Genomic DNA, 14,591 nt, shown 5'->3' on the forward strand with positions numbered 1-14,591 from the left:
TCCGTCTGCGCCTGATCCGGCACCAGGTCCTGACCTGCGAAGTCTCCGACACCAGCAACAGCCTCCCCCGCCTGCGCCACGCCCGGACCACCGACGAGGGCGGCCGCGGCCTCTTCCTCGTCGCCCAGCTGTCCCACCGACGAGGCACCCGCTACACACCGGACGGCAAAACCGTGTGGGCCGAACAGGAACTGACACCCGCGGTACAGCAGTGAACGACAGCAACCCCCACGACCGACCACGGCCGGTATCGTCCGCCATGGGCCCATGGTGACCTGTATGACCGCAGGCGCCCGACTCGGCTAGCCGACGGCACGCCCCCGTCTGGGAGTTGGCAGATCGTGCGCCGAGTCCTGTGGGGCGCGAGGTGTCGGACGCCCGACGTCATCTCCTCACACCACCTCTACCTACGCCAATGACGGGTGTCGTTCATGACAGCGTGGCGCCTTACCTGCAATCTCAAGACCTTCGACCTGGACTCCTTCCGTCGCGACGGCCACGTGTTGCTGTCCTGGACCGTTGTTCGCTACCGGAATGAGCTCTCCAAGGGAGACCGATTCGCCCTGTGGGTCACCGGTAAGCGCGGGATTGGTCGTCGACCGGAGGGTGATGATTGTCGCCGAACGGGAGGCCCGCACCGGACGCGAGTACACCGTGACGACGTCTCAGATCCTGATCGAGCCGATGACCACTCGCAGGAGGGTCTGTGTGAGACCAACAACCCTCATGAGCGGGCATCCTGACGCCTCCGGTGGCCAGCCGGTGGCCGGACGCCTTTGGACGGTGCAGTACGAGGCAGTATGGGTCAACTAGTCGCATGTGCTCTGATCAGGAAGAACGGCACCAGACGGCACGAGCAGGCACCACGCAACATGATCGCTCACGGTCTCGTAATGCGTAGGTCTCGGGTTCGAATCCCGAAGGCGGCTCCAAGGTGAACCCCAGGTCAAGCCCCCGACCTGGAGTTTCTTGTTTTCGGTGACCTTGGAATCGACTCAAATCGGGCACTCGTGGTCTGTGTATCGTAATGCGTAGGTCAGAGGTCTGGTTGCTGTGACGGCATGGACGAACCATGCCTCTGACCTGGTCTTTTGCCTGCCTGGGAGGGATGGATCAGCCTTGCGCCGCAGGCCCCGGTGGACAACCGGTGGACAGCCGTGCGGGCCCCTGCATCGGGGGCCCGCTGCCGCACCCTGGCCGACGTATGACATTCATCTGTCTCCGATAGGACGAACGGCGTCGCTTGGACTGTTGAGTGCTGACAGGTCTCACGTCCTGCTCCCGACCCCGCGCCGCAGCTTCAGCTCTATGGTCTTCACTGTCGGCGCTGGGATCCGACCCTGGTCGCGGACTTGCGCAGTCGCTTGGCCAGTACCTTGTCCGGGGCCTTCAGGTGTCGCCCTGCGGCTTCCAGGACGGCCCTGGTGGCGGGATGGTCGCAGCGCCATAGATCGTCGGCGGCCTGCTCCAGGAGCGGCAGTACCGAGTCCCCTTGCTGGTCCAGGAATGCGGCGAGTGCCTCGTCGGCGACGCCGGGCGGGCCCCACAGGTGGACGTCGATGAGTTGGACGGCGGCTGGGCCCTGGCCCCGGTGGCTGATCCAGCCGGTGATCTCTGCTTGCGCGGATTCCTGGTCGTAGTCGAGCAGGGCGTCCAGCAGGGTCGGGGCGTCGGCGTCGGCCAGTTCGCCGATCAGTGGAGCGGGGATCCCCTCGGCGAGCAGGTATTCGCGCAGGCCGTGGCGTCCCAGCGGGGTGAGCCTGAGTCGGTTCCCGGGCAGCGGAGTGTCGTCGCCGCCGTCGGCGGCCCCCTTGATGCGGGGGATGTCGAGGAGGATGTGGTCGCGGGGCCGGCGCGTCTCCGGACCGGTCTCGACGTCCGCTGCCTGGTATTCGGCGAGGACGATGGCTGCCTGGTCGAGGATCTGCAGAAGCAGCAGTTCGATCAGCCGTGCCTCCCGCGTGGGGAGGCCCTTGCGGAGTGCGCCGACGAGCAGCGCCGTGTCGAGCCATTCGTCGTCGGGAACCTCGTACAGTGCCCGCAGTACCACGGCTGCCAGGCCGTTGCCGTCTTCGCCTTGCATGCCCAGTGCGGCCAGCAGTACCGGGGGTAGGCCGAGGGTTCCGAAGTCGTCCAGCTCGTCGAGTTCGGCCCCAAGTGCGTCGTACCAGAGGTCGAGCACTCCCTCGTCTCCGGCTGCGGCGGGCAGGTCGGTTCCGGGGCGTGCAATGCCTGAGCTGATCTCCACGAGGCCCGCGTAGAGGGCGAGCCGCCAGGGGTTGTCCAGGCAGGGCAGGTCGCCGGAGCTGCGCAGGCGGGCCAGCCGCTTGTCGCGCTCTGTCGGCCGGAGTGTGCGTAGTTCGTTGTCTTGGGCCCACAGTTCGAGTTCGTGGACGGCCAGGCGGCCCAGTGCGGGCTTGAGTACGTCGCGGGAGGTGACGGCTCGTCCGTCCTGGCACCAGTGGGCCAGGCGGAGCGCGGCGCCGATCAGTGGCACCTTGCGTGCGGCTGCGGCGAGGTCCGCGCGCGGTGCCAGGGTGACCGGACGCACGGGGAGGAGTTCCATCTCCAGGTCCTCGTCGTCGTGGTCCTCTCCACAAGCGCATCGTTCTCTGCCGGGGGCGTTTCTGGTCGGCCTTGGTGCCGGGGCGGCGGTGGGTGGCTGCGGGTCCAGTTCGGCCAGTTCCCGGTCCAGGGCATCGCGGTCGAATCCGGCGGGGTCGAAGCCCTCCTCGCGCAGGGTCTCGACCAGGTCGGTCCATGGTTCGGGGGCTGGTGTGGTGCGGTCCGCGACGGCGTGGAGTACGGCCTGCAGTCCCCAGGCGCCGCCGATGTCCTCGGCGTAGGGCATGGCGCGGCGTCCGCCGGTGCAGTGGACGCGACGGTCGGCGGCGGCTGCGGGGAGGGTCTTCTCCAGGGTGATCTGGTGTCGCCAGTCGTCGCCGAAGTCGTAGGTGTACTGCAGCCGCCCGCCGTCGTAGGGCAGTACCTCGGCTACGGATGCGGAGTCCTCGTCGACGTCGCGGCTGGGATCGCGGTCCAGCGGGGAGTCGAAGTCGACGAACTGGTGGCCGGAGCCGGGTTCGGTGAAGGAATGCAGGTGCGAGTCGTGCCAGCCGAAGCAGGTCTGGATGATGTCGTGCAGGCGGCCGAGGGAGGTGTCGGCGGGCAGGGTGACCCGGCGCCAGATCGGTGGGCTGGTGTCCCGCAGGGTGATCTTCAGCTGGTAGGTGGGTACGGGGTCGGCGGTCACGGCGAAGGGTTCCCTCGATGCGGAGGCGGGTTCCGGCACCGGTACGAGGCTGCGGCTGGACGCGGTGGGTGCAGGTGCCATCCTCTCGCATTCCGCCGAGTGGGCGAAGCCGCTCTTGACACGTGCCGTCCGCCTGTGCGGATAGCCTTGGTCTGCTGAGGGCGCGTGGGACCCGCCGCCCCGAATGGGTGGAGGAGTGGGTGCTGTGGCGAAGGTCTACCTGCCGGCAGGGCCAGTGGCCCGGCCGACGGGATCCGGCGGGGTGTCCGTGACCGAGTCGGCCGCGTTCACGTCGGTGGAGTCGGGCTGGGAGCGGTTGCCCGTCTGGCTGCCGGAACTCGCCGCGGGCGAAGCGGTGTTCCTCCCGGCTGATCCGCCCCGGTCGGGACGGGTGGCGTTCTGGACCTCCAGCGGCGGGCTGCCGGACCTCGGGGTGGAACCCGAGGAACTGACCGTGGTGCGTCCGCACGGCTCATCTGTGCGCCGGGCACGGGTGGTGGCCGTGCTGCTGCCTGTGGAGCAGGCGCTGCCGTTGTTGACCCGCTGCCGGGCGCTCGGTGCGGACGGCAGCGGGCAGGCTTCGGCCGACAGTACCCGCGGCAGCACCGCGTTCTGGGGTTCGGCGGCCCTGCTCGGTCTGGGCCTGCTGGCCCGGGGCCGGGTGCTGCCAGGGGTGTCGCCCGAGGGCTTCGACGCGTGGCGGGTCGGTCCGTTGGACGCCGAGGACCACGAGCGGCTGGGCTCCCTGGCCGCCGCCATGCCGCCGGAGGCCCGCGCGGTCGCGGTCCCCGGCCTCTCCCCGCTCGCGCTCCCGGCGGCCGAGCCGCTGCTGCGGGCGTTCCTGGACGCCGTGGCCGACTCCCTCACCCGCCCTCCCGCCGCCCGGCAGGTGGCGGACGGGCCTGCGTTCGCTGTCCGTGTGCCGCAGTCCGTTCCCGAGCAGCGTGCCTGGGCGGCGGAGGTTGCCGCCGGTCGCGACGCGGGTCTGGCGGTGTCGTTGCGGCTGGAACTGGGCCGCGCGGAGTCCTTCCGGGCCGTGGTTCAGCTGCGCAGCCTGGCCGATCCCACCGTCCTGGCCGACGCCGCGGACCTGTGGTCCGGGCGGGCCACCGCTCCCGAACTGTTCGGCCCGCGGGCCCAGGTGGACACGCTGCTGACGCTGCGCCGGGCCGCGCGCGCCTGGCCGCCTGCCGGGCGACTGCTGGAGGCGGCGGCCCCGACCGGCCTGGAGCTGTCCGACGAGGAGGCCCAGGCACTGCTGGGCGAAGCAGCGGAGAGCCTTTCCGCGGCCGGGGTCGCCGTGCACTGGCCCAAGGAGCTGGTGCGCGAGCTGACCGCGGACGGGGTTCTCGAACCCGCACGCCGCAAGGGAACGCAGTCCTCGGCCGAGTCCTTCCTGTCCTCAGGCGGGCTACTGGACTTCCGCTGGCGGGTCGCGCTCGGTGACGAGGAACTCACCGAGGAGGAACTGGAACGCCTCGTCCAGGCGCACCGCCCGATCGTGAGGCTGCGCGACCAGTGGGTGGTCGTGGACCCGGACCTGGTCCGCCGCCTGCGACGGGCCGCGCAGTCCAAGACGCCCTCGCTGACCGCGATCGACGCCCTCGGTGCCGCGCTGACCGGCAGCGTCGAGGTGGACGGCGAACAGGTGGCCGTCACCGCGGGCGGCGTACTGGAGGAACTGCGCTCCCGGATCGCCGACCCCGAGGCCGACACCACCACCGGGACCGGTGCCGCGCGCAAGCCCCAGAGACCGCCGAAGGCCCTGGCCGCGACCCTGCGCGACTACCAGCTGCGCGGACTGAACTGGCTGCACCGGATGACCTCGCTCGGCCTGGGTGGCTGCCTCGCCGACGACATGGGCCTGGGCAAGACCGTCACCCTGATCGCCCTCCACCTGCGCCGCCAGGAACGAAATGCCACCGCAGGACCGACCCTGGTGGTCTGCCCCGCCTCACTGCTCGGCAACTGGGAGCGCGAGATCCAGCGCTTCGCACCCTCCGCCCCCGTACGCCGCTTCCACGGCCCCGGCCGCGACCTGGAGGGTCTCGACGACGGCGCCAAGGGCGGCTTCGTCCTGACCACCTACGGAACCATGCGCCGTGACGCCGAACGCCTCGCCCAGCAGCCCTGGGGGCTACTGGTCGCCGACGAGGCCCAGCACGTCAAGAACCCGCACGCGCACACCGCCCAGGCGCTGCGCACCATCCCCTCGCGCGGCCGGGTCGCGCTGACCGGCACCCCGGTCGAGAACAACCTGTCCGAACTGTGGTCACTGCTCGACTGGACAACCCCCGGCCTGCTCGGCACGCTCACCTCCTTCCGCGACCGCTACGCCAAAGCCGTCGAGGGCGACCGCGACGAACAGGCCGCCGCACGGCTCGCCGCGCTGGTCCGCCCCTTCCTGCTGCGCCGCCGCAAGTCCGACCCCGGCATCGCCCCCGAACTGCCGCCCAAGACCGAGACCGACCAGCCGGTCTCACTGACCAAGGAACAGGTCTCCCTCTACGAGGCACTGGTACGCGAACTCATGGCCGAGATCGAGGAGAAGCAGGGCATCGCCCGACGTGGCCTGGTCATGAAGCTGCTCACCGGGCTCAAGCAGGTCTGCAACCACCCCGCGCAGTTCCTGAAGGAACCAGAGAACGCCAAACTCCCGGGCCGCTCGGGAAAGCTGGAACTGCTGGACGAACTGCTGGACACCGTCCTGGCCGAGGACGGATCGGCCCTGATCTTCACCCAGTACGTAGCCATGGGCCGGCTGATAGAACGCCATCTCGCCGACCGCGGCGTGGACACCCTCTTCCTGCACGGCGGCACCACCGTCAAACGCCGCGAGGAGATGGTCGACGCCTTCCAGTCCGGCGAGAAGAAGGTGTTCCTGCTGTCCCTCAAAGCCGCCGGAACCGGCCTGAACCTGACCCGCGCGGGACACGTCATCCACTACGACCGCTGGTGGAACCCGGCCGTGGAGGACCAGGCCACCGACCGCGCCTACCGCATCGGACAGACCCAACCGGTCCAGGTGCACAAGCTGATCGCCGAGGGCACCGTGGAGGACCGTGTCGCCGAGATGCTCCGGAACAAGCGGGAGCTGGCGGACTCGGTGCTCGGTAGCGGTGAGGCGGCGTTCAGCGAATTGAGCGACAGCGAACTGGCCGAACTGGTCACGTTGCGAAGGACAGGACGATGACCAGACGCACCCCGTCCCGCAAGGGCCCCGCCCGCACCTTCGAGGCACTCCCGCCGACCAAGGGCAGCCGTGCCCCTTTCGCCGAGTCCTGGTGGGGCCGCGAATGGCTGCGCGCCCTGGAGGAGTCCTCCCTGGACCACGGCCGCCTGCAACGCGGCCGCACCTACGCGCGCGGCGGCGCGGTCGGTAGCGTCACCGTCGCCCCCGGCTCCGCCGCCGCCCCGGTCCAGGGCAGCCGCCGCACCCCCTACCATTCCACCGTCCAGGTCGAGCAACTGACGGACAGACAGTGGGACCAACTGCTCGACATGATCGCCGAACGGGCCGCCAACATCGCCGCACTGCTCGACGGCGACATGCCCTCCGGGCTCGCCGACGACGCCGCAGCCGCCGGCGTCCCGCTCCTGCCCGGCCCCCGCGACCTCGACCCCGCGTGCAGCTGCCCCGACTGGGGCTACCCCTGCAAACACGCAGCCGCCCTGTGCTACCAGCTCGCCCGGCTCCTGGACCGCGACCCCTTCGTGCTGCTGCTCCTGCGAGGCCGCGGCGAGCGGGAGCTCATGGACGAGCTCGGCCGCCGCAACACCGCCCGCGCCGCCGCCGAATCCGCAGCGTATGCGGCAACCTCAGGCGCGGTCCCGGTCGAACCCCCGGCCCGGGCTAGCGATCCCGCCGCAGCCGCCTTCGCCTCCCGCACCGAACTGCCGGCCCTGCCCGCACCGCCTCCGCTGCCCGAACGGCCCGGCCGTGGCCCCGCTCTGGCGGACACGGCCGTCCCGGAACCCGGCGTGGACCCGGCCGCACTCGAACTCCTCGCCGCCGACGCCGCGACGCGCGCCCACCACCTGCTCGCCGCGGCCCTCGGCGCCCGGCACGCCGACACCGCCCCACTCCCGCCGCTCACCGAATGGCAGGACGCTGTCCGCCTCACCGCCACCCACCCCACCATGGAGGTCTTCGCCCGGATCTCCTCGACCTGCGGCCGCACCCCCAGCGAACTCGCCGCCGCCACCCGGGCATGGCGCCACGGCGGCGCGGCATCCCTGGAGGTCCTCGACGAAGCATGGACTCCGCCCGCGGCAGTGCTGGAGCGCGCCCGCGCCACGTTGAAGGACGACTGGCCCGACGACACCCCGCTGCCGCGCCTGCGCACCTGGCGCAACCGCTGGACCATCGAGGGCCACGGCGCGCAGCTTCGATACGGCCGCGACGGCCGCTGGTACCCATACACGAAAGACGGCACGACATGGTGGCCAGCTGGACCGCCCGATCCTGACCCGGCCATCGTGCTGACGAGTGTGCTGCAACCAGAGACACCCCGCACGCCGGCTCAGTCGCTGACACCGCCACGGGTTGCCGAAGATCAGAAGGCCCTGTCCAAGCCCCGCGTGCGCAGGACCCGGCCCCGGCCGGGGTGAGCGGCCGTGGGCCGAACGAGTCGGCCTGTACCGAATCGATGACGTGCGGGAAGGGACGTCTTGCGGCGGACCTGGTCGGGTAGCACGGTGCAGGTGGGAAGCGTAGGTCCCGGGGTGCCGCGGCACGGGATGGGAGTAGGGGATGGGTGCGAGTGCACCGCAGGCGCCACAGCGGCAACTCGCCGAGGTGGAAGGGGTGCTGGAACGCATCACCTACGCGAACGAGGAGACCGGCTACACGGTGGCTCGGGTCGACACCGGGCGCGGCGCGAACGATCTCTTGACGGTGGTCGGGGCGCTGCTCGGCGCGCAGCCGGGTGAGTCGCTGCGGCTCCATGGGCGGTGGGGGTCGCACCCGCAATACGGCAAGCAGTTCACGGTGGAGAACTACACCACCGTGCTGCCCGCCACGATCCAAGGCATCCGTCGGTACCTTGGTTCGGGGCTGATCAAGGGAATCGGTCCTCGCTTCGCCGAGCGGATCGTGGAGCACTTCGGCGTCGACAGCCTCGATGTCATCGAGCGGGAGCCCGAGCGGCTCATAGAGGTGCCGGGTCTGGGCCCGAAGCGCACCGCGCTGATCACGGCCGCTTGGGAGGAGCAGAAGTCCATCAAGGAGGTGATGGTATTCCTGCAGGGCGTCGGCGTCTCCACCTCGCTCGCGGTGCGGATCTTCAAGAAGTACGGCGACAGCTCGATCGGGGTGGTCAAGAACGAGCCCTACCGGCTCGCCGCCGACGTCTGGGGCATCGGCTTCCTGACCGCCGACAAGATCGCCCAGTCGGTCGGTATCCCGCACGACAGCCCGGAGCGGGTCAAGGCGGGCCTGCAGTACGCGCTCTCGCAGAGCAGCGACCAGGGCAACTGCTTCCTTCCCGAGGAGCGCCTGATCGCCGACGGCGTCAAACTCCTGCAGGTCGATGTCGGCCTGGTCATCGACTGCCTGGCCGAGCTTGTCGCCGAGGAGGGCGTGGTCCGCGAAAGCGTGCCCGGCCCGGACGGGGAGCCGATCACGGCCGTGTACCTGGTGCCCTTCCACCGTGCCGAGATCTCCCTGGCGAACCAGCTGCTCAGACTCCTGCGGACGGACGCCGACAAAGTGCCCGCCTTCGGCAGCCGCAGCGAGACACCGGTCGACTGGACGAAGGCGCTGAGCTGGCTGGCGCGCCAGACAGGTGCGGAACTGGCACCGGAGCAGCAGGAGGCAGTGAAGCTGGCGCTGACCGAGAAAGTCGCGGTACTGACGGGCGGTCCGGGCTGCGGCAAGTCGTTCACGGTGAAGTCGATCGTGACACTCGCCCTGGCGAAGAAAGCGAAGGTGGTCCTCGCCGCGCCGACCGGCCGGGCGGCCAAGCGACTGTCGGAACTCACCGGGGCCCCGGCCTCTACCGTCCACCGCCTGCTGGAGCTGCGGCCCGGCGGCGACGCAGCCTACGACCGCGACCGGCCGCTGGAAGCAGACCTGGTGGTCGTGGACGAGGCATCGATGCTGGACCTGATCCTGGCGAACAAGCTGGCCAAGGCGGTCGCGCCCGGCGCCCATCTGCTGTTCGTCGGGGACGTCGACCAACTGCCCTCGGTCGGCGCGGGGGAGGTGCTGCGCGACATGCTCGCCACCCACAGCCCGATCCCCTCGGTACGGCTGACCAAGATCTTCCGACAGGCCCAGCAGTCCGGGGTGGTGACCAACGCCCACCGGATCAACCAGGGCCTGCCCCCGCTGACAGACGGCCTGCCCGACTTCTTCCTCTTCGTGGAGGACGACACCGATAACGCGGCCGGCCTCACCGTCGATGTGGCGGCCAGGCGGGTCCCGCAGAAATTCGGCCTCGACCCGCGCCGCGACATCCAGGTGCTGGCCCCCATGCACCGCGGCCCGGCCGGTGCGGGCAACCTCAACACACTCCTGCAGGCCGCCGTCACGCCCGCCCGGGAAGGACTGCCGGAACGACGATTCGGCGGCCGGACGTTCCGGGTGGGCGACAAAGTCACCCAGATCCGCAACAACTACGAGAAGGGACAGAACGGCGTCTTCAACGGCACCGTCGGCGTGGTCACCGCGTTGAGCACAGAAGAGCAGAAGCTCACCGTGCTGACCGACGAGGACGAGGAGATCGGCTACGACTTCGACGAACTGGACGAACTCGCGCACGCCTATGCCGTCACCATCCACCGATCGCAGGGAAGCGAGTACCCGGCTGTGGTAATCCCCGTCACTACCTCGGCGTGGACCATGCTCCAACGCAACCTCCTCTACACCGCCGTGACACGGGCGAAGAAACTCGTCGTCCTGGTCGGATCCCGCAAGGCCCTGGGCCAGGCGGTCCGAACCGTCAGCGCCGGCCGACGGCACACCGCACTCGATCACCGACTGGCCACCGGATGACCGGACCACCGCAGGCACAGCAGTGGGCCGCCGATGGCCTGGACCGGGCTGCGGTGAGGCCTGCGACACCGAGCGTCGGCGGCACGGAGTGCACGGCTGGCTGCCCATGGAGGAAGTTTGGCTCGTGACTTGGCTCCGCCCCAGACGGCGCCCCCGGTGCTCTGCGGGACCGGGGGACCGGGACGGTGTTCCTGACCGAGTCCGGGTGCCGGAGTCAGGGGTGCTGTTAGCGTGCCGGGCATGTCAGAGGCCGATACCCCGCGCCGCACACACGGCTTGCTCACCCTCCCTGCGGCGGATGCCTTGTGGCCCGAACTGCTGTCCAACAGCACCGTCCCGGCCGCTTCCGATGCGTTCACCGGCTCTCCTGCCGACCCGCGGTCGGGGTACATACTGCTCGGCAGCCACCTGGTGCCCACGGTGCAGGACGCCGACGGCCGGTGGCACGTTCGCGGAGCCGACGTGCGCCGGGCAGCGGCGGAACTGGGGTCGGTCAAGGTGAACAGGAATGCGCTGGTCCACGTTGGTCCTTGCAGCGTGCCCGGTGCGGGACAAGAAGATGCGCGGGCACTGCGATGGCGTCAGCGCCTGGACCGTGAATGGACCCGAGTCCGCAACCACGATGCTCGTGACGGGTCGTGGCAGCTGGCTGGCAGCGACCATCTGCGGCACTTGGCGGGGATCGACTGGCGCCGATTCCTGGTGGTGCGGCCAAGGACACGGGCGGCGCACACGTGGTGGCTGCCCCGCACGCTGGCCCGGGTGCTGGACGCTGCCGAGCGCGTCGAGGCGCAGTGGTTGCTGGCCGTACGAACCTGCAGCAGGTGCGGGGCGAGGGCAGACAACCGGCCCGAGACGTGGCGCGTCCAGACCGAGAGCGGCCAGCAGACCATCTGCCCCGCCTGCACCACCACAACGCTGCGCCCGTACACCGGGGAACTGGAAGGCCACCTCTACTCGGCGCTCCGCAACAAACGCAGCTCACTCGCAGTGTCCGGGTGGAGGTGCGCCGTCTGCCAGGAAGCCCCCGCCAGTGCGATCGACCACTGCCACGAGCACCGCTACGTCCGCGCTCCCGTCTGCCAGGCCTGCAACACCCGCGAACGGCCGAACTACCTTTACAGCAACGACGTCTACGTCACCAACCGCTACGCGTCCCTCTTCCACACTCACGCCGAGGACTGGCTGCGGCACTGGCACCGCTGCCCCGGCTGCCGCGCCCGCACCACGCTCCCGCTCCCGCACCTGGCCGCACTCACCGCCCTCCTGGTCGGCGCTCCACTGCGCCCGACCCACCGCGTCCCTCACAGCTCCCGCGGGCGCACACCGTGCGGTGAACTGCGTGCTTCCTGGGCGGGCAGTCACAACCAGCCCCGCTCCTGTGTGATCACCCTGAGCGTGGACTACTGCCCCAGCGGGGAGCACCGCACCCTGGCGCAAATCCCTTACCGAGCAGCTGTGGACCGGTTCCGCACCTGGCTGGCCGAGACGGCTCCAGAGGTGGCTGCGGCTGCCGGGCCAAGCCGCCACGACACCGTCCCCACCCAGTTCCGGCCCGTCATCCCGGACACCAGCAGCGCGGGCCTGAGCCTATTCTGAGCGGGGTGGCTGCGGCTCCCTCTTCCTGTCGGCGGGCCGATCGGACTGGCGCCTGCCGCCTGTGCCTCGGCCAGGGATCCGCGCGGGCAAGCTCGACGGTCCGACCACAACCCTGGGCCCTGAGCGACACTCCCGCCATGACCACGCTGCTCTTGCCGGGCTGGCTCTCGGCGACGGGGGTATCGTGACCCTCAGAACGTGAACGGGCCGCACACGATGGGACTGGGTTCTCTCGACGCCTGGCGGCGGGAGTTCTTCTCCGCGTTCGACTCGCCGGGTGTCGAGGCGCCGCTGGAGTTGGCCCAGCATCTGGTGCACGGAGCGGTGGCCTTCGCCCGCGGGCTGGGCTTCGAGCCGTATGAGGAGTTCGCCGCGGCAGCCGTCTACCTGGGTGAGCCCGCAGGGCCCGTGCCGATCGAGTTCGGCCGGGACGGTGTGCCGTTCTATGTCGCGGGTCCGTATGACGATGCCCGGTTCGTCGTCCGGACCCTCGATGCCGCAGTCGGCGAGGGCAACTACCACTACGTGCTGCCCATGGGGTAGGGGGCCGCTCGTCCCCGGCCGCGTTGTGCGTCGCGGGTCGGCGGTAGCGTGGCGCGGCAAGGAGTGTTGCGGACAGGTTGGGCGGATTTCATGCAGATGCGGTTCGAAGCATGGCGGGCTCGCCCGCCTGCCGTGTTGGAGATCGGCCCGGTCCTCAACCCCGATGACGCGGTGGCCAACAAGGTGACCACCCTCTTGGGACGGGCCGCGCCACGGAATTACCTCGACGTGAATGGCGCCGCTCGCCTCCGGACGGTACTCGGGCGGACGGCTACTGCAGTTGGCGTCGGAGCACGACGCCGGGTTCGATCTGCGCTACTTCGCCCAAACGCTGCGGGCGGTCGACCGTTGACCGGACCGGGAGTACGAGGCATACGGCGTCGATGGCGGCCAGGTGGAGGACATGCGCCGACGGTTGCGCGCCTGGGCTGCCGAGATCCTCGATGAACGGCTCGACGAGAGATGACCCAGCCAGCTGTGTTGACCCTGAGCACCCACAGGCGCGTGCGACGTCGCCAGCTACGGCGTTCCGGCACCCGAGCAGGGGGACACGGTGACCGAACCCAGCGATGGCGCGTTTATCGAGGTCCTACAATGACCTCCGTTCGTCTCTCCGCCTGGTTGACAGCATCGTCGGGAGCCCAGCTCCAGTCTCGCTGGCGCCCCGGTGACAACCACCTCGGTGGACAGCCGGTGGACAGACGCCTTTGGACGGTGCATCACGGGGTGGCACGGGTCAACATGTTGCACGTGCTCTGATCAGGCAGGACGTCATTCGGCATCACGGCGCGGCACGACGCAACACGAACGCTCACGGTCTCGTAATGCGTAGGTCTCGGGTTCGAATCCCGAAGGCGGCTCCATGGTAAACCCCAGGTCGAGGCTCTGACCTGGGGTTTCTTGTATTCGTTGACCTTGGAATCGGCGTATATCGTGCGCCGGTGGTCTGCGCATCGTAATGCGTAGGTCGAAGGTGCGGCTTCTGTGACGAAATCTAGGCGATAGGCCTCTGATCTGGGCTTTTTCCTGCCAGGATAGCTGGATTCGCCTCCCGCGAAGGGTCTCCGGTGGACAGGCGGTGGACAGCTGTGCAGCGGTGGTGCAGGTAGATACCGGAAACCGCACGGAGGACAGCCACCTTTCTGGGTGCTGGCGACAGCGAGATCCTTCTCTGCTGTCCTTGGTGGCTTCGGACAGATCAAAGAACCTGGTGGTGGGCGGCCGCTCGACGATTGCCCGTCTGCGACAGATCGTGATCCAACGGTGTCGGCCCGACACGACAAAACGGCGTGCTCTCCGAGGCGGTCTTCCGTACCGGGACGCCGCTGGCTGAGTGCGTTGTGGCAAACGGAACCCCTGCTTGATGAGCGGGGGTTTCTCCGTGCTCGAAGCATGATCGCGGAGTGGTAGGGGCAGGCAGCGGACGGTTGTTGTCAGCCTGGGAGGGGTGCGATGCCGTCGGTGATCGGTTTGCTCGAGCAGCGTGAGGCACGGGCACGGGAGGAGCTGAAGTCCTGGCTGGAGGTGCTGCGGCAGGCCCAGGAGAAGGTGACCGCCGCGCAGGAGCGGGCCGAGGGGGCTCGGGTGGCGCACGGGGAACTCGTGCAGGCTCGCCGAGGAGAGCGCGGTCAGGTCAGCACGGTCACTTCCGTGTCGGCCGGTGGCGATACGGATGCCTCGCCGACATCGGACCCCTCGGGGGCGGGTGTGGGGTGTATGACGAGCGGCCGCCGGTGTGGCAGCCGGGCCTGGGCGAGGAGGCGCTCAGCGGCCTGTACCCGGCTGCGAAGTCCCCAGGCCCAAGCCTTGGGCGACGCGCGCGCCGAGGTCGGGATCCACTTTCGTCCAGTAGTCGTTGATCGCGCGCTCCTGGATGGAGCGCTCCACTCCCTGGTTCAGCTGCCAGACGATGTTGTCGACCAGATGGTCGCGGTCGGTCGGCGTCATCACCTGGCGGTAGAGCGTGCCGGGCTGGATGAAGTCGTTGTCGTCCCTGTGGGCCTCGTAGGCCGTGCGCACGATCTCGCCGGCCTCCACGAACCAGCTCGGATCGCGGTAGCGCTGCGGATCGGCCTTGGGCCCGCCGTAGCTGTTCGGCGCGTAGACCGGCTGGTCCCCATTGTGGTGGTAGCGCATCGGGCCGTCCTTGTTGTAGTTGTGCACCTCGTTGAGCGGCTGGTTGACCGGAAGCTGCTCATA

8 protein-coding genes are annotated in these 14,591 nt (G+C 69.6%); 6 read left to right on the forward strand and 2 right to left on the reverse strand.

Going from position 1 to position 14,591, the window contains the following annotated elements; all coding sequences use genetic code 11:
* On the forward strand, nucleotides 1-215 hold a 215-nt coding region (locus EFK10_RS02165), incomplete at its 5' end, for an ATP-binding protein (protein ID WP_164835781.1).
* 1,100 nt (nucleotides 216-1,315) lie between these two features.
* Here EFK10_RS02165 and EFK10_RS02170 read toward each other — a convergent pair.
* Nucleotides 1,316-3,334, reverse strand: coding sequence for a plasmid pRiA4b ORF-3 family protein (locus tag EFK10_RS02170; protein WP_127354073.1), 2,019 nt, complete (start codon nucleotides 3,332-3,334; stop codon nucleotides 1,316-1,318).
* Between the two features lie 115 nt (nucleotides 3,335-3,449).
* On the opposite strand from EFK10_RS02170, the gene EFK10_RS02175 reads away from it, so the two are divergent.
* The 5 genes from EFK10_RS02175 to EFK10_RS02195 all read left to right on the forward strand — a co-directional run bounded on the left by EFK10_RS02175 (nucleotide 3,450) and on the right by EFK10_RS02195 (nucleotide 12,392).
* Nucleotides 3,450-6,446 (forward strand): DEAD/DEAH box helicase, encoded by a 2,997-nt coding sequence (locus EFK10_RS02175; protein ID WP_407646989.1) that lies wholly within the window; start codon nucleotides 3,450-3,452, stop codon nucleotides 6,444-6,446.
* Nucleotides 6,443-7,864, forward strand: a complete 1,422-nt coding sequence (locus EFK10_RS02180) for an SWIM zinc finger family protein (RefSeq protein ID WP_127354074.1) — start codon at nucleotides 6,443-6,445, stop codon at nucleotides 7,862-7,864. Before EFK10_RS02175 ends, EFK10_RS02180 begins: the two co-directional genes overlap by 4 nt.
* A 142-nt stretch (nucleotides 7,865-8,006) precedes the next feature.
* Nucleotides 8,007-10,250 carry an SF1B family DNA helicase RecD2 gene (gene recD2 / locus EFK10_RS02185; protein WP_127354075.1) on the forward strand — a complete coding sequence of 748 codons (2,244 nt, stop codon included), beginning with the start codon at nucleotides 8,007-8,009 and terminating at the stop codon, nucleotides 10,248-10,250.
* 240 nt (nucleotides 10,251-10,490) lie between these two features.
* Nucleotides 10,491-11,849: an endonuclease domain-containing protein gene (locus tag EFK10_RS02190; protein WP_127354076.1), complete on the forward strand. Its 1,359-nt coding sequence runs from the start codon at nucleotides 10,491-10,493 to the stop codon at nucleotides 11,847-11,849.
* A gap of 198 nt (nucleotides 11,850-12,047) precedes the next feature.
* On the forward strand, nucleotides 12,048-12,392 hold the full coding sequence (locus tag EFK10_RS02195; RefSeq protein WP_127354077.1) for a hypothetical protein: 345 nt from the start codon (nucleotides 12,048-12,050) through the stop codon (nucleotides 12,390-12,392).
* A gap of 1,764 nt (nucleotides 12,393-14,156) precedes the next feature.
* Here the strand turns inward: EFK10_RS02195 and EFK10_RS02200 are convergent.
* Nucleotides 14,157-14,591, reverse strand: a 435-nt coding sequence (locus EFK10_RS02200; protein ID WP_127354078.1) for a catalase-related domain-containing protein, incomplete at its 5' end; no start/stop codon positions are given.

Source organism: Streptomyces soli (genome assembly GCF_003999195.1).
In the GTDB taxonomy this organism is placed as follows: domain Bacteria; phylum Actinomycetota; class Actinomycetes; order Streptomycetales; family Streptomycetaceae; genus Actinacidiphila; species Actinacidiphila soli.